This is a genomic window from Streptomyces sp. NBC_00597, from assembly GCF_041431095.1.
In the GTDB taxonomy this organism is placed as follows: Bacteria; Actinomycetota; Actinomycetes; order Streptomycetales; family Streptomycetaceae; genus Streptomyces.
The window spans coordinates 2,943,596-2,961,891 of the sequence record NZ_CP107757.1; the positions used below are offsets into that span (position 1 = coordinate 2,943,596).

The 18,296-nt window shown below is 72.2% G+C and carries 16 protein-coding genes; 6 read left to right on the forward strand and 10 right to left on the reverse strand.

The annotated features are described in order from the left end of the window. Window positions 1–137: 137 nt before the first annotated feature. The 6 genes from whiA to OG974_RS13095 all read right to left on the reverse strand — a co-directional run bounded on the left by whiA (window position 138) and on the right by OG974_RS13095 (window position 7,272). Complete coding sequence (gene whiA, locus OG974_RS13070) at window positions 138–1,127, reverse strand: DNA-binding protein WhiA (RefSeq protein ID WP_030160342.1); 990 nt, start codon at window positions 1,125–1,127, stop codon at window positions 138–140. Beyond that, the gene (gene yvcK, locus OG974_RS13075; RefSeq protein ID WP_327282860.1) at window positions 1,118–2,188 is read right to left on the reverse strand and encodes a uridine diphosphate-N-acetylglucosamine-binding protein YvcK; all 1,071 of its coding nucleotides are present in this window, start codon (window positions 2,186–2,188) and stop codon (window positions 1,118–1,120) included. Before yvcK ends, whiA begins: the two co-directional genes overlap by 10 nt. Further along, the gene (gene rapZ / locus OG974_RS13080; RefSeq protein WP_327282861.1) at window positions 2,185–3,180 is read right to left on the reverse strand and encodes an RNase adapter RapZ; all 996 of its coding nucleotides are present in this window, start codon (window positions 3,178–3,180) and stop codon (window positions 2,185–2,187) included. The genes yvcK and rapZ overlap by 4 nt, the downstream gene beginning before the upstream one ends. Continuing rightward, window positions 3,177–5,231, reverse strand: a complete 2,055-nt coding sequence (uvrC, locus tag OG974_RS13085; protein ID WP_327282862.1) for an excinuclease ABC subunit UvrC — start codon at window positions 5,229–5,231, stop codon at window positions 3,177–3,179. The genes rapZ and uvrC overlap by 4 nt, the downstream gene beginning before the upstream one ends. A 596-nt stretch (window positions 5,232–5,827) precedes the next feature. Next, window positions 5,828–6,622 carry a hypothetical protein gene (locus OG974_RS13090; protein WP_371646532.1) on the reverse strand — a complete coding sequence of 265 codons (795 nt, stop codon included), beginning with the start codon at window positions 6,620–6,622 and terminating at the stop codon, window positions 5,828–5,830. A gap of 5 nt (window positions 6,623–6,627) precedes the next feature. Beyond that, window positions 6,628–7,272, reverse strand: coding sequence for a papain-like cysteine protease family protein (locus OG974_RS13095; RefSeq protein WP_371646534.1), 645 nt, complete (start codon window positions 7,270–7,272; stop codon window positions 6,628–6,630). Between the two features lie 252 nt (window positions 7,273–7,524). Between OG974_RS13095 and OG974_RS13100 the strand changes: the two genes are divergently transcribed. After that, a complete protein-coding gene (locus tag OG974_RS13100; RefSeq protein WP_371646536.1) occupies window positions 7,525–8,499 on the forward strand; it encodes a hypothetical protein in 975 nt (324 codons plus the stop codon). Window positions 8,500–8,540: 41 nt separating this feature from the next. On the opposite strand, the gene OG974_RS13105 is transcribed toward OG974_RS13100, so the two are convergent. Continuing rightward, window positions 8,541–8,972 (reverse strand): Rieske (2Fe-2S) protein, encoded by a 432-nt coding sequence (locus OG974_RS13105; RefSeq protein ID WP_327282865.1) that lies wholly within the window; start codon window positions 8,970–8,972, stop codon window positions 8,541–8,543. Between the two features lie 161 nt (window positions 8,973–9,133). Here OG974_RS13105 and OG974_RS13110 point away from each other — a divergent pair, with 161 nt between their 5' ends. Beyond that, window positions 9,134–10,030 (forward strand): carbohydrate kinase, encoded by an 897-nt coding sequence (locus tag OG974_RS13110; protein WP_329313179.1) that lies wholly within the window; start codon window positions 9,134–9,136, stop codon window positions 10,028–10,030. On the opposite strand, the gene OG974_RS13115 is transcribed toward OG974_RS13110, so the two are convergent. Then, window positions 10,020–10,643 carry a TetR/AcrR family transcriptional regulator gene (locus OG974_RS13115; protein ID WP_371646538.1) on the reverse strand — a complete coding sequence of 208 codons (624 nt, stop codon included), beginning with the start codon at window positions 10,641–10,643 and terminating at the stop codon, window positions 10,020–10,022. The genes OG974_RS13110 and OG974_RS13115 overlap by 11 nt on opposite strands. Between OG974_RS13115 and OG974_RS13120 the strand changes: the two genes are divergently transcribed. Then, window positions 10,564–10,923 carry an NAD(P)-binding oxidoreductase gene (locus OG974_RS13120; protein ID WP_329313183.1) on the forward strand — a complete coding sequence of 120 codons (360 nt, stop codon included), beginning with the start codon at window positions 10,564–10,566 and terminating at the stop codon, window positions 10,921–10,923. The two genes, OG974_RS13115 and OG974_RS13120, sit on opposite strands and share 80 nt — an antisense overlap. Window positions 10,924–11,137: 214 nt before the next feature. Here the strand turns inward: OG974_RS13120 and uvrA are convergent, their stop codons facing one another. After that, on the reverse strand, window positions 11,138–14,134 hold the full coding sequence (gene uvrA / locus OG974_RS13125) for an excinuclease ABC subunit UvrA (protein ID WP_329313185.1): 2,997 nt from the start codon (window positions 14,132–14,134) through the stop codon (window positions 11,138–11,140). Window positions 14,135–14,321: 187 nt separating this feature from the next. On the opposite strand from uvrA, the gene OG974_RS13130 reads away from it, so the two are divergent. The 3 genes from OG974_RS13130 to OG974_RS13140 all read left to right on the forward strand — a co-directional run bounded on the left by OG974_RS13130 (window position 14,322) and on the right by OG974_RS13140 (window position 17,178). Further along, on the forward strand, window positions 14,322–15,020 hold the full coding sequence (locus OG974_RS13130) for a maleylpyruvate isomerase family mycothiol-dependent enzyme (protein WP_328762383.1): 699 nt from the start codon (window positions 14,322–14,324) through the stop codon (window positions 15,018–15,020). 9 nt (window positions 15,021–15,029) lie between these two features. Next, window positions 15,030–15,686, forward strand: coding sequence for an MBL fold metallo-hydrolase (locus tag OG974_RS13135; protein ID WP_327282871.1), 657 nt, complete (start codon window positions 15,030–15,032; stop codon window positions 15,684–15,686). A 103-nt stretch (window positions 15,687–15,789) separates the two neighbouring features. After that, window positions 15,790–17,178, forward strand: coding sequence for an MFS transporter (locus OG974_RS13140; protein WP_371646541.1), 1,389 nt, complete (start codon window positions 15,790–15,792; stop codon window positions 17,176–17,178). 15 nt (window positions 17,179–17,193) lie between these two features. Here OG974_RS13140 and OG974_RS13145 read toward each other — a convergent pair whose 3' ends face one another. After that, on the reverse strand, window positions 17,194–18,177 hold the full coding sequence (locus OG974_RS13145; protein ID WP_327282872.1) for a TerC family protein: 984 nt from the start codon (window positions 18,175–18,177) through the stop codon (window positions 17,194–17,196). Window positions 18,178–18,296: the final 119 nt, after the last annotated feature.

The window sequence follows — 18,296 nt, forward strand, 5'->3', positions numbered from 1 at the left end:
CCCGCACGGGTGACGTGCGGGCCCCTTTGAGACGTACGGTCGGGCGTACGGGGGAGGTGCGGCCCCGGTCCTCGCGACGCGTACGGGTACGGGTACGCAGCGCGGCCGCCGGGTACGGGTCGCGGCCGGGCCGCTGCCTAGCCGGCCATGTTGTCGGCCAGGTCCTCGCTGAGGTTCGACTCGGTCCCCGGGATGCCGAGGTCCTGCGCCCGCTTGTCGGCCATCGCCAGCAGACGGCGGATGCGGCCCGCGACCGCGTCCTTCGTCAGCGGCGGGTCGGCGAGCGCGCCCAGCTCCTCCAGGGAGGCCTGCTTGTGCTCCATGCGCAGCCGGCCGGCCGCGGCGAGGTGCTCGGGCACCTCTTCCCCGAGGATCTCCAGGGCGCGCTGGACCCGGGCTCCGGCCGCCACCGCGGCCCGTGCCGAGCGGCGCAGGTTGGCGTCGTCGAAGTTGGCGAGGCGGTTGGCGGTGGCGCGCACCTCGCGCCGCATCCGCCGCTCCTCCCAGGCCAGCACCGACTCGTGGGCCCCGAGCCGGGTCAGCAGGGCGCCGATCGCGTCACCGTCGCGGACCACGACCCGGTCCACACCGCGGACCTCGCGCGCCTTGGCGGCGATGGACAGCCGGCGGGCGGCACCCACCAGGGCCAGGGCGGCCTCCGGACCGGGGCAGGTCACCTCCAGCGAGGAGGACCGTCCCGGCTCGGTCAGCGAGCCGTGGGCCAGGAAGGCGCCGCGCCAGGCCGCCTCCGCGTCGCAGGTGGCCCCGGAGACCACCTGCGGGGGAAGACCCCGGATGGGTCGGCCGCGGCCGTCCACGAGCCCCGTCTGGCGCGCCAACTGGTCACCGCCGGCCACGACCCGGACGACGTACCGGCTGCCGCGGCGCAGCCCGCCGGGAGCCATGACGACCAGGTCCGAGGAATGGCCGAAGATCTCCAGGATGTCCTTGCGCAGACGCCGGGCAGCGATCCCGGTGTCCAGCTCCGCCTCGATGACGATCCGCCCGCTCACCAGGTGCAGCCCGCCCGCGAACCGAAGAATCGCCGAGACCTCCGCCTTCCTGCAGCAGGTCCGGGTGACGGGGAGCCGGGAGATCTCATCCTTCACCGCTGGCGTCATCGCCATGGGCCGATCCTTCCATGCATCCGAAAAATACGGTCGTACGCGGCGGCGAGCAGCTCCGGGTCATGCTTCGGAGAGCCGTCTTCCCTGGCCACCGGCGCCAGCTCGACCGCGGCACCGAACCGTTTTGCGGCATCGGCGAGGGACTCGCGGTCGGGCACGGCGGCCTCGTCGGCCAGCACCACGTCCAGGGCGAGTTTAGGGGCGTGTCGGGCCAAAACCTCCAAATGACGCTGCGGAGAGAAGCCCTCTGTTTCACCGGGCTGCGGCGCGAGGTTCAGCGAGAGGACCCGCCGGGCCTTGGTCTCGATCAGCGCGTCGAGCAGTTCCGGCACCAGCAGGTGCGGGATCACGGAGGAGAACCACGATCCCGGGCCGAGCACCACCCAGTCGGCGTCCAGGACCGCGGCGACGGCCTCCGGCACGGCCGGCGGATCTCCGGGCACCACCTGTACGGAGAGCACCTCGCCGGGGGTGGTGGCCACGGTGGCCTGCCCGCGGACGGTGTCGACCTCGTCCGGGCGGCTCTGGTCGTGGCCGCGGACCAGCGCCTGGAGCTCCAGCGGGACCGCAGACATCGGCAGCACCCGGCCCTGCGCGCCCAGCAGCTTCCCGACCAGGTCGAGGGCCTGGACGGGGTCGCCGAGCTGTTCCCACAGGGCGACGATCAGCAGGTTGCCGACCGCGTGCCCGTGCAGGTCGCCCTCGGACTGGAAGCGGTGCTGGATGACGCGGGCCCAGGTCTGGCCCCAGTCGTCATCGCCGCACAGCGCGGCCAGCGCCTTGCGCAGGTCGCCGGGCGGCAGCACGCCGAGCTCCTCGCGGAGCCGGCCGCTGGAGCCGCCGTCGTCGGCGACGGTGACCACGGCCGTGAGCTCGCCGGTGATCCGGCGCAGTGCTGCCAGGGAGGCCGACAGACCCATGCCGCCGCCGAGGGCGACGACCTTGGGTGCGACCACCTTGGGGGCTGCGCCGCGGCGGAGCCCGGTGCGGCCGGCGCCGTCCTCGCCCCGCCCCGAGGTGAGGCGGCGCAGGCGGCGCAGCCGCAGGGTGCGTCCGGTCACTCGCGCCCCATGTCCCGGTGGACTACGACGGTCTCGACTCCCTCGGAGGCGAGGCGGGCAGCGAGCTTCTCGGACATGGCCACACTGCGGTGCTTGCCGCCCGTGCAGCCGACCGCGATGGTCACGTACCGCTTGCCCTCGCGGCGGTAGCCGGTGGCGATGAGCTGGAGCAGCTCGGTGTAGCGGTCGAGGAACTCCTTGGCGCCGGGCTGGCTGAAGACGTAGCCCGACACCTCCGGGTTGAGGCCGGTGAAGGGGCGCAGCTCCGGGACCCAGTGCGGGTTCGGGATGAAGCGACAGTCGACGACGAGGTCGGCGTCGACGGGGAGGCCGTACTTGTAGCCGAAGGACATGACGGTCGCCCGCAGCTCGGGCTCCTCGTCGCCCGCGAACTGGGCGTCCATCTTCGCGCGCAGCTCGTGCACGTTCAGGCTGGAGGTGTCGATGACCAGGTCGGCGTCGCCGCGCAGCTCGCGCAGCAGGTCGCGTTCGGCGGCGATGCCGTCGGTGATGCGGCCGTCGCCCTGGAGGGGGTGCGGGCGGCGGACCGACTCGAAGCGGCGGACCAGCGCGTCGTCGGAGGACTCCAGGAAGACGATGCGGCGGGTGACGCCCTTGCTGTCGAGGTCGGCGAGGGACTCGCGCAGCGCGTCGAAGAACTGGCGGCCGCGGACGTCGACGACGACGGCGATGCGCGCCACGTTGCCCTGCGAGCGGGCTCCGAGCTCCACCATGGTGGGGATCAGTGCCGGCGGGAGGTTGTCGACGACGAACCAGCCGAGGTCCTCCAGACACTTGGCCGCCGTACTGCGGCCGGCCCCGGACATGCCGGAGATGATCACCAGCTCGGGGATGGCCGCCTCGGCGGTATCTCCGGGCTCCACTGTCGTGCCCGTACTCACCTGTGCTCCGTCTCGGTCGTGCTCGGTCGTCTGATCGGCCGTCTGGTCGGTCGTCTGGTCGGTCGTCTGGTCGGTTTCGCGCTCGGTCATTGCTCGGTCCCCCGTTCGGACGATGTCCCCCAGCCTCCGCTGGGAGGTGCCCCCACCTGCGGGGTGGGGTGCTCATCCTCAATGATCTCTCCTGTCGCCGTGTTGACGGCAGGACCAGCGGGAACCGATCGGGCGAGGGCCGCGGCCACGGTCTCGGCCGTCTTGCGACCTATGCCCTGGACCTCGCAGATCTGCTCGATTGTCGCCTGTCTCAGCTTTTTCACCGAACCGAAGTGCTTGACCAGGGCCTGCCTGCGGCTTTCCCCGAGGCCGGGCACTTCGTCGAGCGGGCCGGCCTTGAGCCGCTTTCCGCGCTTGTTCCGCTGGTACTGGATGGCGAACCGGTGGGCTTCGTCACGGACCCGCTGGAGCAGGTACAGCCCCTCGCTGGTGCGGGGCAGCACGACCGGGTCGTCCTCGCCGGGCAGCCAGACCTCCTCCAGCCGCTTCGCCAGCCCGCACACGGCCACGTCGTCGATGCCGAGCTCATCCAGTGCCCGCTGGGCGGCGGCTACCTGCGGCTGCCCGCCGTCGACCACCACGAGCTGCGGCGGGTAGGCGAACCGCTTGGGCCGGCCGTCGTCCTCGGCGAGGGTACTCCCGCCGTCCTCCACGTCCTGTGCGTCCTCCGGGGACCACTCCCCCGTCTTCAGCTTCTCCTGGAGGTAGCGGCGGAAGCGCCGCGACACCACCTCGTGCATGGAGCGGACGTCGTCCTGCCCCTCGAACGACTTGATCTGGAAGCGCCGGTACTCGCTCTTGCGCGCCAGGCCGTCCTCGAAGACGACCATCGAGGCCACCACGTCGTCGCCCTGGAGGTGCGAGATGTCGAAGCACTCGATGCGCAGCGGCGCGCCGTCCAGGTCGAGGGCCTCGGCGATCTCCTCCAGGGCCCGGGAGCGGGTGGTGAGGTCGCTGGCGCGCTTGGTCTTGTGCAGGGCAAGGGACTGCTGCGCGTTGCGGTGGACGGTCTCCATCAGGGCCTTCTTGTCCCCACGCTGCGGGATGCGCAGGCTGACCTGGGCGCCGCGCCGCTCGGCCAGCCACAGTGCCAGCGCCGGCGTGTCCTCGGGGAGCGCCGGAACCAGCACCTCCTTGGGAACGGCCTCGCCCTTCTCCTCCCCGTACAGCTGCTGGAGGGCGTGCTCGACGAGCCCGGCGGTGTCGACGGCCTCCACCTTGTCGGTGACCCAGCCGCGCTGCCCGCGGACCCGACCGCCGCGTACGTGGAAGATCTGGACGGCCGCCTCCAGCTCGTCCTCGGCGACCGCGATCAGGTCGGCGTCGGTGGCGTCGGCGAGCACGACGGCGTTCTTCTCCATGGCCCGGCGCAGCGCCCCCATGTCGTCGCGCAGCCGGGCGGCCTTCTCGTACTCCATCTCCTCGGCGGCCTCGTGCATCTGCTTCTCCAGCCGGGACAGGTACGTCCCGGTGCGCCCGGCCATGAAATCGCAGAAGTCCTCGGCCAGTTCGCGGTGCTCCTCGGGGGTGACCTTGCCGACGCAGGGGGCGGAGCACTTGCCGATGTAGCCGAGCAGGCAGGGCCGGCCGATCTGCGCGGAGCGCTTGAACACGCCAGCGGAGCAGGTCCGTACCGGGAACACCCGCAGCATCAGGTCGACGGTCTCGCGGATCGCCCAGGCGTGTCCGTACGGTCCGAAGTACCGGACGCCCTTCTTCTTGGGCCCGCGCATGACCTGGACGCGCGGGTATTCCTCGTTCATCGTCACGGCGAGGGAGGGGTAGCTCTTGTCGTCCCGGTACTTGACGTTGAACCGGGGGTCGTACTCCTTGATCCAGGAGTATTCGAGCTGGAGCGCCTCGACCTCGGTGGAGACGACGGTCCACTCGACGGAGGCGGCCGTGGTCACCATCGTGGCGGTACGCGGATGCAGACCGGCGACGTCCTGGAAGTAGCTGGCCAGGCGTTGGCGCAGGCTCTTGGCCTTCCCGACGTAGATCACCCGGCGGTGCTCGTCGCGGAATCGGTAAACCCCCGGGGAGTCGGGGATCTGCCCCGGCGCGGGACGGTAACTGGAAGGGTCGGCCATGCCAACACCCTACTGGCGGGGGCCGACAACGTGCCCGTACCACCACCCGCCCCGAGAACCCGGAGCCCCGCCCGCTCCACCCCCGCCGACGCTTGAGGCACGGGCCCTTCCAGCCGCCCGGCGATCGAGCCGCCAGGCCCAGGCGGAGCCCCAGGCCCCTCCAGCCCGCCCGACGATCGAGGCGCTGGGCCCGCGGGAGCCCCAGGCCCCTCCAACCCGCCCGACGATCGAGGCGCTGGGCCCGGGCCGAGCCCACCCCTCCAGCCCGCCCGGCGATCGAGGCGCCAGGCCCGGGCGGAGCCCACCCCGCCAGCCCGCCCGACGATCGAGCCGCCAGGCCCAGGCGGAGCCCCGCGCCCCTCCAGCCCGCCCGGCGATCGAGGCGCCGGGCCCGGGCCGAGCCCACCCCGCCAACCCGCCCGACGATCGAGACGCCAGGCCCGGGCCGAGCCCCGCGCCCCTCCAGCCCGCCCGGCGATTGAGGGCCGGGGCCGGGCGGGGCACGGTGAACGGGAGAAGGGCGGGGCGGGGAGAGGGCAACCGCCGGGCCCGGACGGCCGACGGGCCGCCCGGGCCTGGGGCCGCGCCCCGGCCGGTCAGGCGGTGGCGCGGCCCCGCCGGGACCTGCGCACCGCGATCACGCCGGCCGCGCAGAGCGCGAACGCCCCCGCCACGCCCCCGGCGGCGACCGGCGCCACCACGAGACCGGCGGGAGCGGCGGGAGCGGCGGCCGCGTAACCCCCCGCCCCGCCCGCCTTCGCGTACGCGGACCCCGGCAACTTGTCCCCGTACGCCCGGGTCACCCGCGACCGGTACGAGCCGAGGCTGGTGCCCCCGGGGCCGACGGCGCGCTCGGCGTCCTCGTCCAGCGGCAGCACCAGGCTGCCCCCGGCCACGTACCAGGCGTCGATCTGCGGTTCCCGGAACACCGTCCCGCCGGGCAGTTTCGCGGCGCCGAGCTGCGCGTAGCGGAATTCGTCGTCGCCGGTGGCGATGTTCACGACCTGCCATCCCGCCTCGGTCTCCGCGGTCCACAGCGCGGCCTGCTGCCCGTCCGAGGAGACCGCCTTGCTGGCGAGGAACTCCAGCCGGGCCACGGGCGCCCCGGCCTTGCCGGCCACGAAGTCCGGGGAGAGGTAGCTGACCGGTATCGCCTCGCCTTCGATCCGCGGCCGTGCCGCGTCCGGCGCGATCTTGCCCTCGCGGGCGAAGAAGCGGGAGAGCGTGGCGAGCGTGTCGGGGGCGACGGCCGCCCGCCCGGCCGCGGCCCTGGTCTCGGCGGTGACGGAGCGGGGCTGCGGCACGGGGGCCGCCGAGGCCTGCGGGACCGGTACGACGAGGACGGCGACGGCGGTCGCGGCGAAGACCGCGGTGGCGGCACGCTTGGTCATGGCGTTCACGCCCCGATCCGGTGGGTCCAGGAGAAAGTGCCGTTGTCCACGTACCAGGCGTGGGAGGCCCAGTTGTAGCGGTCGCTGGACGGCCACGGGTCGCCCCAGTAGACCCAGCTGTTGGCGGTGTCGTAGCCGTAGATGACGTGCATGTGGCCGCCGCCGTTCGACCACTGGATCCGGGTCTCGACGGGCCGGTTGGCGTCGATCTCGCCCTGCACGGTGGCGTAGCGCAGCCAACCGCTCACGTACGAGCCGGAGTTGATGCCGGCCCAGTTCAGGGCGGTCTGGACGTTGCCCAGGTTGGCTTGGTCGTTGGGGCAGTCGTAGCCCTGCTGGCGGTTGAAGGCGGCGTTGCAGAACTGGTTCTGGGTGTAGTTGCGGCCGAACCAGGTGGCGATGGTGTTGCCGCTCGCGGCCCAGCACCAGTTGGTCTTCTGCTGGGCCTGCATGGTGATGTTCAGGCGCTTGTACGCCAGGGCAGCGCCGGCGGCGGAGCCGGCGCCGGATTCGCGGGCGGCGACGGTGGCGGCACCGGCAGGGCTGGGGCTGGGCGTGGTACCGACGGCGGTGGCGGTACCGGTGGGCAGGACGAAGAGCACGGCGGTGACGACGGCGGCCAGGGAAAGCCGCCGGTTTCGGTTGCGCATCGCGTTCCTCCCGTGTGGGGATCTCCCCGGGTGGGGCCGGGGAGGGTGGGGATGGAGGAGCGCGTCCGGACGCTGCTGAGGAGCATCAGGGTGTTGTCGCGATCAGGTCAACAGGCTTCAATACGCCCTGACATTGCAGTGTGAACGGCAAGACCGCAGTGTGAACGACTGCCGTCCTGTCACCTGGACCCCGGGCGCCACCGGCGAGCTCTCCCGTCCCACCGCGCGTGAACGTTCACAGGAGGAGCCGTCATGCCGTCGACCGGGCAGAGCGTGCAAGGGAGCGTGCGGGGCGGCGCGCAGGCGAACGCGCAGGAGCTCGGCCACCTGCTGCGCGCCGGTCCCTTCCATCTCGCACTGCGCGCCGCACTCTCCGCCCGCGGCCTGCCCCTGCACCGGGTCCAGCACCGCCTCGCGGCTCGCGGCATCAAGCTCGGCGTGACCAGCCTCAGCTACTGGCAGCAGGGCGCCCGCCGGCCGCGCCGCCCGGAGTCCATGAAGGCCGTACGGGCCCTGGAGCAGATCCTCGAACTGCCCGGGGGGACCCTGCTGCGGTTGCTCGCCGACCCGGAGGGCGCCGGGCCCGGGACGGTCCGCCCGCCGGCCCGCTCGTACCGGGCCCTGGTCAGCGTGGGCGCGGCGGTGGAGGGCCTATTGGCCGGCATGGAGCTGCCCGCCGACGGCGGCCTGCACACCGTCGGCCACCACGAGCGGGTGCGGATCGGCGCGGGCGGCGAGTTGCTGGGTCGCGAGTCCCAGCACGTCGTACGGGCCCACCGCGACGGCGTCGACCGGTACCTCGCCGTCCACCACGGCGATCCCGGCTGCGACCCGGCCCGGGTCCGCGTCCGGGCGGACGAGAACTGCCGGACCGGCCGCGTCCGCTGGCACCGGGAAGCCGAGGTGCTGGTCGCCGAACTGCTCTTCGACGCCCGGCTGCGGGCGGGCGACACGTACGTCTTCGGCTACGGCTTCGAGGACGGAACCGGCGGCCGCTGCACCGAGTACGTGCGCGGGTTCAGCTACAGCGGCGGGCAGTACGTGCTCCAGGTCCGCTTCGACGAGGCGGCGCTGCCGGTGCGCTGCCGGCGGTTCAGCCGGTCCGGGCCGGGGGCACCGCGCAACGGACTGGCGGACCTGACGCCGAGCGGACGCCACCGCGCCGTGCACCTGGTGGAGCCGGACGTGCGGCGCGGACTGCTGGGCATCGACTGGGACTGGGCGTAGCGCCCGGCCCCCGCCGCGGTCTTCCTGCCCCCCGCGCCGGATCAGCCCGCGATGAGCTTGCCGCCCTCGGCCTTGACCGGGACGGCGGGCAGCGGTTCGGCGGCCGGGCCGCGCAGCACCTTGCCGGTCGTCACGTCGAAGCGGCTGCCGTGGCAGGGGCAGTTGCCCTCACCCTCGACGATCTTGTCCAGGACGCAGCCGGCGTGCGTGCACTGCGCGCTGAACGCCTTGTACTGGCCCTCCGCGGGGCAGCTGACGACCAGCTTCTGCTCCCGGAACAGCTTCGAGGAGCCCACCGGGACCGCGGACGCGGCGCCGAGCTCCACCGGGGCGGCCGGGACCGCCGGGGAGCCGGAACCGCTGTTGCCCTCGGTGGAACAGGCAGCGAGTGCCGCTCCGCCGCCGACGGCCCCCGCGAGGGCGGCGGCGCCCTTGAGCACGGTACGACGGGCGGCGGACTGCGACGCGGACATGCGGTTCTCCTGGCCTGGGGGTTCTGGTGGTGCTGCTGGTGTTCCCGGTTTTGCCCGGTTCTGCCGGGTCTGCCGGGTCTGCCGGGTCTGCCGGGGGTCTGCCGGGCACCCCGACGATACCGCCGCCCTGTTCCGCCGCCCGATGGGATACCTTCCCCCGCGTGATCGTCGTCGGTGGAGAAGCCCTGATCGACCTCGTGCCCGTGGCGCAGCCGCCGGGTGCGCTCGTGCCGCGGCCGGGCGGGGGGCCGTACAACACCGCGCTGGCGCTGGGCCGGCTCGGTGCGGAGGTCGCGTTCTGCTCGCGGGTCTCGTCGGACGGCTTCGGCGAGAGCCTGCTCGCCGGGCTGCGCGCCGCCGGGGTGGACCTCTCACTGGTCCAGCGCGGGCCCGAGCCCACCACCCTGGCCGTGCCCTCGCTGGCCCCGGACGGCTCGGCGGCGTACGGCTTCTACGTGGAGGGCACGGCCGACCGGCTGTTCACCCTGCCCGAGGCGCTCCCCGCGGGCACCCGGGCCCTGGCGCTCGGCACCTGCTCCCTCGCCCTGGAGCCGGGCGCGAGCGCGTACGAGGCCCTGTTGCGCCGGGAGTCCGGGCGCGGGCTGCTGACGCTGCTGGACCCCAACATCCGCCCGGCGCTGATCACGGACCCGACGGCGTACCGTGCCCGGTTCCTGTGCTGGCTGCCCTACGTGTCCGTCCTCAAGCTGTCGGAGGAGGACGCCCGGTGGCTGGGCGGGCGGGTCTCGGACTGGCTGGCGGCGGGACCCTCGGCGGTGGTGCTGACCCGGGGTGAGGACGGCCTGGTGGTCCGGACCCGGGAGGGCGCGCAGTACACGGCGGCGGCCCGACGGGTCGTCGTGGCGGACACGATCGGCGCGGGCGACACCGTCAACGCGGCCCTGCTGCACCGCCTGGCGGGCCCGTCGGCTCCGGCGGGTCCGGCCGACGGCCCGGTGGACTGGCCGGGGGTCTTGGCCTACGCGGCCCACGCGGCGGCGCTGACCTGCACCCGGGCGGGCGCGGAGCCGCCGTACGCGGCGGAGCTCAGCGGATAGCGGCCCACAGGGTCCGGGCCACGGCCGGGGCGAACTCCTCGACCGGGCGGACCACCTCCGGGCCGCAGAAGTGCAGGAAGAAGGCCCGCTGGAAGCAGGCGCCGAGCAGCAGCTCCGCGGCGGCCTCCGGATCGGCGTCGGGGCGCAGCCGCCCCCGTTCGAGCTCGCGGCGCAGCCGGCCGGTGAGGGCGTCGCGTACGACGTGGGGGCCGGTGCCGATCTCCTGGACGCCTTCGCGGTGCCGGGTGAGCAGGGCGGGCTCGGCGAAGAGCGAGGCGGCCATGGGCATGGCGTCGGCGTAGAACAGCGAGGCGTGCCGGGCGATCGCGGCGAGCCCCTCCTCCACGGAGCGCTCGGCGTGGTCCCGGGCGAGTTCCGTCATGAGCGGCCCGGCGTTCGGGGTGCGCTCCATGAGGACGCGCACGAAGAGTTCCTCCTTGTTCGCGTAGTGCTTGTAGAGCGCGGCTTCGGAGCAGCCGGCCTCGCGGGCGATGGCGGTCACCGGCCCGTCGGTACGGGCCATCGTGTCCGCGATGGCCCGGGCGGGCGTGAGCCGCTTCGCGGCGGTGAGCGCGGCCCCCGTCGGTCCTGACGTCGAGAGCGACGGGATCATGGCTCGGAAGGTCTTCCTCCCGCTGCTGCGGTGGGCCCTGCGCGACCTGTACGCGGACCTGGAGGTCATGGAGGCCGTGATCCGGGCGAGCGGGACCCGGTGGACGGTGATCCGCCCGCCGCGCTTGCTGAACAAGCCGCGGACCGGGAGCTACCGCCGGGTCATCGGTGCCAACGTCCCGGGAGCCCGGACCATCTCCCGCGCGGACGTCGCGGACGCCCTGCTGGTGTCGCTGACGGACCCGTCGACCGCAGACCGGGCGGTGGGCGTGGCGGCCTGACGGCTCGGCCCGGGCCGCGGTACGGCGTCCGGTACCAGCAGGCGGTCCCCACGGGGGTGGGGCCACCACGGTCGGCGGACACCGCGCCACGGCCCCGGAGCGGGCCCCGGCCCGGTGTGCCCGCACGCGGGCACACCCGGGACGGGGCAGGGTCCGGCTCGGCGTCGCACGAGCCGGAGCGCCCGCCCGGTCTCCGGAGCCCGAAACCCCGGGGTCAGGCCTTGCGGGCCCGCGTCGCGGTCTTCTTCGCCGGCGCGGCCTTCTTCACCGCAGCGGTCTTCTTGGCCGGGGCCGCCTTCTTCGCAGCGGCGGCCTTCTTGGCGGTGGTCTTCTTCGCCGGGGCGGCGTCCAGGGCCGCGTCCGAGACCCGCTCCGCACCGAGGATGTCCCGCAGGAACTTGCCGGTGTGGCTCGCGCCCACCGAGGCGACCTGCTCCGGCGTTCCCTCGGCGACCACCAAGCCGCCTCCGTACCCGCCTTCGGGGCCCATGTCGATGACCCAGTCCGCGGTCTTGACGACATCCAGGTTGTGCTCGATGACGATCACCGAGTTCCCCTTGTCCACCAGGCCGGAGAGGACCTTGATCAGCTTGCTGATGTCCTCGAAGTGCAGGCCCGTCGTCGGTTCGTCCAGCACGTACACCGTCCGGCCCGTCGAACGCTTCTGCAGCTCGGACGCCAGCTTCACGCGCTGGGCCTCACCGCCCGACAGCGTCGGCGCCGACTGGCCGAGCCGGACGTACCCGAGTCCCACCTCGTTCAGCGTCTTGAGGTGCCGCGCGATCGTCGGCACGGCCTCGAAGAAGTCCAGCGCCTCCTCGATCGGCATGTTCAGGACTTCGGCGATGGACTTGCCCTTGTAGTGGACCTCCAGCGTCTCCCGGTTGTACCGGTCGCCGTGGCAGACCTCGCACGGGACGTACACGTCCGGCAGGAAGTTCATCTCGATCTTGATGGTGCCGTCGCCGGAGCAGTTCTCGCACCGGCCGCCCTTGACGTTGAAGGAGAAGCGGCCCGGCAGGTAGCCGCGCACCTTCGCCTCCATGGTCTCCGCGAAGAGCTTGCGCACGTGGTCGAAGACGCCCGTGTACGTCGCCGGGTTGGACCGCGGGGTCCGGCCGATCGGCGACTGGTCGACGTGCACCACCTTGTCGACGAGGTCGTCCCCGTCCACCCGCGTGTGCCGTCCGGGCACGGACCGGGCGCCGTTCAGCTCGCGCGCCAGGTGCGTGTAGAGGATGTCGTTGACCAGGGTCGACTTGCCCGAGCCCGACACGCCCGTCACCGCGGTGAGCACGCCCAGCGGGAAGGACACGTCGATGTCCCGCAGGTTGTTCTCCTTGGCGCCATGGACGGTCAGCTTCCGGTCCCCGTTCACGGGCCGGCGGATGTCGGGCACCGCGATGGACCGCTTGCCCGACAGGTACTGCCCGGTCATCGACTCGCCGTTCTTCAGCAGCTCCTTCAGCGAGCCGCTGTGCACGACCTTGCCGCCGTGTTCACCGGCGCCCGGGCCGATGTCCACGACCCAGTCGGCCACCTTGATGGTGTCCTCGTCGTGCTCGACGACGATCAGGGTGTTGCCCATGTCCCGCAGCCGCACCAGCGTCTCGATCAGCCGGTGGTTGTCCCGCTGGTGCAGCCCGATGGACGGCTCGTCCAGCACGTACAGCACGCCGACCAGGCCGGAGCCGATCTGCGTGGCGAGGCGGATGCGCTGGGCCTCCCCGCCCGACAGGGTGCCCGCGGCGCGGTTCAGCGACAGGTAGTCCAGGCCGACGTCGACGAGGAAGCGGAGCCGCTCGTTGACCTCCTTCAGGACGCGCTCGGCGATCTTCTTGTCACGGGCGTCGAGCCGCATCCGCCCCAGGAAGTCCGCGCACTCGCTGATCGACATCGCGGCCACCTCGGCGATGGACTTGTCCATCACCGTGACCGCGAGCACGATCGGCTTGAGCCGGGTGCCCTCACAGGTCGGACAGGGCACCTCGCGCATGTAGCCCTCGAAGCGCTCGCGGCTGGCGTCGCTCTCGGACTCCGCGTGCCGGCGCTTGACGAACGGCACGGCGCCCTCGAAGGCCGTCGTGTACGCCCGCTCCCGGCCGTACCGGTTGCGGTAGCGGACCTCGATCTGCGTCTTGTGCCCGTACAGCAGGGCCTTCTTCGCCCGCTGCGGCAGCCCGGCCCACGGGATGTCCGTACGGAAGCCCAGCTCCCCGGCGAGCGCGCCGATCAGCCGCTGGAAGTAGTCCTTGGTGTGGCCGAGGGACCACGGGGAGACCGCGCCCTCGTCGAGGGACTTGTCCTCGTCGGGGACGATCAGCTCCGGGTCCACCTCCATGCGCGTACCGATGCCGGTGCACTCGGGGCAGGCGCCGAAGGGCGAGTTGAAGGAGAAGGAGCGCGGCTCCAGCTCTTCGAAGGACAGGTCGTCGTACGGGCAGTAGAGGTGCTCGGAGTACATCCGTTCACGCTCGGGGTCGTCCTCGGCGAGGTCGACGAAGTCCAGGATCACCATGCCGCCGGAGAGGCCGAGGGCGGTCTCCACGGAGTCGGTGAGCCGGCGCTTGGCGCTCTCCTTGACGGTGAGGCGGTCGATGACCACCTCGATGGTGTGCTTCTCCTGCTTCTTCAGCGTGGGCGGCTCGGAGAGCTGGACGGTCTCCCCGTCCACCCGCGCACGGCTGTAGCCCTTGGTCTGGAGGTCGGAGAACAGGTCGACGAACTCGCCCTTGCGCTCGCGCACCAGCGGCGAGAGCACCTGGAAGCGGCTGCCCTCGGGGAGGGCGAGGACCTTGTCGACGATCGCCTGCGGCGACTGGCGCGAGATGGGACGGCGGCACTCGGGGCAGTGGGGCTTGCCGATGCGCGCGAAGAGCAGGCGGAGGTAGTCGTAGACCTCGGTGATGGTGCCGACCGTCGAGCGCGGGTTGCGCGAGGTCGACTTCTGGTCGATCGAGACGGCCGGGGAGAGGCCCTCGATGAAGTCCACGTCGGGCTTGTCCATCTGCCCGAGGAACTGGCGGGCGTACGACGAGAGCGACTCGACGTAGCGGCGCTGCCCCTCGGCGAAGATCGTGTCGAAGGCCAGGGAGGACTTGCCCGACCCGGAGAGTCCGGTGAAGACGATGAGTGAGTCGCGGGGCAGGTCGAGCGAGACGTTCTTGAGGTTGTGCTCGCGAGCGCCACGAACGATGAGACGGTCGGTCACGCCGGTCCGCACCTTTCTTGAGAGAGCGGGGGCACGAGCCCCGGACTGTCCAGGGTATGGGGGGCGCCTCTGCGATGGAGAAGAGCTTGGACTTCGAGCGTATAGCACGCGCATTCGATTTACGGCACTCCGCAGACGGGTTCACCCGTTCGTGTGGGCAGGGCCCGGCGGCACTAGGCTCGGACCCATGACTGATCATGTGCACGACCTGCAATCTGTACGTGAAGCCACGGACCGACTGCTGACCGCGGTCGCGAAACTGGACAACGCCGCCCTCGCCGAGGAGTCACACCTCCCCGGCTGGACCCGCGGCCATGTGCTGGCCCACCTGGCGCGCAACGCCGACGCCCTCGTCAACGTCTTCGCGGGCCGCCCCATGTACGAGAGCGCCGAGGCCCGCGACTCCGACATCGAGCGCGACGCCCCGCGCGCCCTGGAGGTCCAGCTCGCCGACCTGCGCGAGACGCACGCCGGCTTCCTGGCCCAGACCTCGCAGGACCAGGACTGGTCGCGCACCGTCGAGCTGCGCAACGGGGTCACCGACCTCGCCGCCAACGTGCCGTTCCGCCGTCTCGTCGAGGTCGAGCTGCACCACGTCGACCTGAACATCGGCTACGAGCTCTCCGACCTCCCGGAGGAGTTCACCGCCCGCGAGATCGCCTTCCTCGCCGACCGCTGGTCCGGGAACCCCTCGGTGCCCCCGGTCACCCTCCAGGCCGAGGGCGACGGCAACGGCACCACCTGGCACACCGGCGGGACCGGGGGCGGCCCGATCACCCTGGTCGGCACCGGAGCCGAGCTGCTCGGCTGGCTGGCCGGGCGCGCGGACAAGGGCGCGCACCTCACCGTCGTCGGCGGCCTCCTCCCGGCCCTTCCCCCGCTCTAGGATCAGCACATGACGTACAGCGGAGCAGTCAAGGTCGGCGGTCCGGCCGACGTGCACGAACTCCCGGACCTGATGATTTCCAAGGTCGCGGTGGGTCCCATGGACAACAACGCGTACCTGCTGCGCTGCCGGGCCACCGACGAGCAGCTGCTGATCGACGCGGCCGCCGAGCCGGAGACCCTGCTGCACCTGATCGGTGACGACGGCATCGCGTCCGTCGTCACCACCCACCGGCACGGCGACCACTGGGGCGCGCTCCAGGCCGTGGTCGAGGCGACCGGCGCACGCACGTACGCGGGCGCCGACGACGTGGAGGGCATCCCGGTGGCGACCGACGTGCCCGTGGCGGACGGGGACGTGATCCGGGTCGGCCGGGTCACCCTGACCGCCCGCCACCTCGTCGGACACACCCCGGGGTCGATCGCGCTGGTCTACGACGACCCGCACGGGCACCCGCACGTGTTCACCGGCGACTGCCTCTTCCCGGGCGGCGTCGGCAACACCGGGGGCGACGCGAAGGCCTTCGCCAGCCTCATCGACGACGTGCAGCACAAGATCTTCGAGCAGCTGCCGGACGAGGCCTGGGTCTACCCGGGGCACGGCAACGACACCACGCTCGGCGCGGAGCGGCCGCACCTGGCCGAATGGCGCGAGCGCGGCTGGTAACGCACGCCCGGTCCTGGTCAACACCGCGACAGGAAGCACTCCTTCCGGTCGAAGATGACCGAACGCACGTCCTGGGGGTGTGGGGCGGGGTAGTTGCTGCACCATGCAACGAGACCCCTCCCCCGCCCTCCCCCGTTCCGCGGTTCCTCCCCGCCCGCCCTCGATGCTGCGGATCGCTTGGGCCTCGCTCGCCGGAACCGCCATCGAGTTCTACGACTTCTTCGTCTACGGCACGGCCGCGGCCCTCGTGCTCGGCCCGCTCTTCTTCCCGTCGTTCTCCCCGCTCGCCGGCACCCTCGCCGCCTTCGCCACCTTCGGCGTCGGCTTCTTGGCCCGCCCGCTGGGTTCCGTGGTCTTCGGCCACATCGGCGACCGCTATGGCCGGCGCCCGGTCCTGCTCGGCTCCCTGCTGCTGACCGGCCTCGCCACGGTGGCGGTCGGCTGCGTGCCCACGTACGCGACCATCGGCATGGCGGCGCCCCTGCTGCTGCTCGTGCTGCGCTTCCTCCAGGGCCTCGGCCTCGGCGGCGAGTGGGGCGGCGCGGTCCTGCTGACCGCCGAGCACGCCCCCGAGCAGCGGCGCGGACTGTGGGCGAGCTTCCCGCAGGCCGGTCCGGCGGTGGGCTTCCTGCTGGCCAACGGCATCACCCTCACCCTGTCCGCGACTCTGACCGACGGCCAGTTCGCCGCCTGGGGCTGGCGCGTACCGTTCTGGGCGGCGGGCGTGCTGGCCCTCGCCGGCCTGTGGCTGCGCCGCTCGGTGGAGGAGACCCCGCAGTTCCGCGCGCTCGCCGAGACCGGCCGGCGCTCCGACGCCCCGCTGTCCGAGGTGGTGCGCGGGCACTGGCGGCTGCTCCTGCTGACCGGCGGGGCGCTGTCCACCGGCTACGCGGTCTTCTACGCGGTCACCACCTGGTCCCTCGCGTACGCCACGGAGCACCTCCGGGTGGACCGCACGGTGATGCTGGCCTGCATCATGGCGGCCGTCGCGCTCAAGGGGCTGATGACCCCGGTGGTGGCGGTGCTGGGCGACCGCCACGGACGGAAGCCTCTGTGTCTGGTGGGTAGCGCGATGTGCCTGGTGTGGATGTTCCCGTTCGTCGCGCTGCTGCGGACGGCGGACCCGCTGCTGATGACGCTGGGCTGCCTCGGCGGCCTGCTGGGCATGGTGACGATGTTCGCCGTGGTGGGCGCGTACCTGCCCGAGCTGTACGCCCCGCGCATCCGCTGCACGGGCGCGGCCGTGGGCTACAACCTGGGCGGCGTGCTGGGCGGGGGGCTGACCCCGATCGTGGCGACGGCACTGGCGGACGGCTCCGGTCCGCCGTGGGGCGTGGCCGTGTACCTGACCGCGGTCGCCGTGCTCGGCCTGGTCTGCTTCGTGCTGCTGCCGGAGACGAACCCGACGCTCGTCCGGGCCCGGACGGGTCTCGGTTCGAAGTCGGGCCCGGACGCGGGTACGGGGGCGGCCGAAGCGGCCGCCCCCGCATAGCCCGCGGCACGGGCGCTAGGCGTCGACGCTCTCCGGGCGGGCGGCGGCCTCGGCGGCCGCCTGCCTCTTCGAGGCGATCAGGCTGGTGATCGTGGTGATCACCAGGACACCGCAGATGACGCCCAGGGAGACCGGGATGGAGATCTGCGGGACGTGCACCCCGGATTCGTGCAGGGCGTGCAGCACCAGCTTGATGCCGATGAAGCCGAGGATGACGGACAGGCCGTAGCTGAGGTGGACGAGCTTCTTGAGCAGGCCGCCGATGAGGAAGTACAGCTGGCGCAGACCCATCAGGGCGAAGGCGTTGGCCGTGAAGACGATGTACGGGTCCTGGGTGAGGCCGAAGATCGCGGGGATCGAGTCCAGGGCGAACAGCACGTCGGTGGTGCCGATGGCGAGCATGACGACCATCAGCGGAGTCAGGACGCGCTTGCCGTTGTTGCGGATGAAGAGCTTGGTGCCGTGATAGCGGTCGGCGACGCCGAACTTCTTCTCGATCGACTTGAGGAGGCGGTTCTCCTCGAACTCTTCTTCCTCCTCGTCCTTGCGGGCCTCCTGGATCAGCTTCCACGCGGTGTAGATCAGGAACGCGCCGAAGATGTAGAAGACCCACGCGAAGGAGGTGATGATCGCGGCGCCGGCGGCGATGAAGACGGCGCGCAGGACGAGGGCGATCAGTACGCCCACGAGCAGGACGCGCTGCTGGAGGTGGGAGGGCACCGAGAACTTCGCCATGATCAGGACGAAGACGAAGAGGTTGTCGACGCTCAGGGACTTCTCGGTGATGAAGCCGGCAAAGAACTCCTGGGAGGCCTGGCCGTTGCCGAAGTACAGCAGGCCGAGCCCGAAGAGCGCGGCCAGGACGATCCAGACGACCGTCCAGATGCCCGCTTCCTTGACGGAAACGTCGTGCGGTTTGCGGCCTATGAAGAAATCGGCGCCGATCAGGATGCCCAGACCGAGAATGGTCAGCACCCAGAGGGTCAACGAAACGTCCACTGTCTATTCGCCTCCGGCAGATGGCTCAGCACACATGTCAGCGTCATCGCTGCCGGAGGTCTCTTCCACCCGGGCGGCCTGGAGGCCGTGGGCCAGCGCCCCGGGGCCGACTGCGCGCT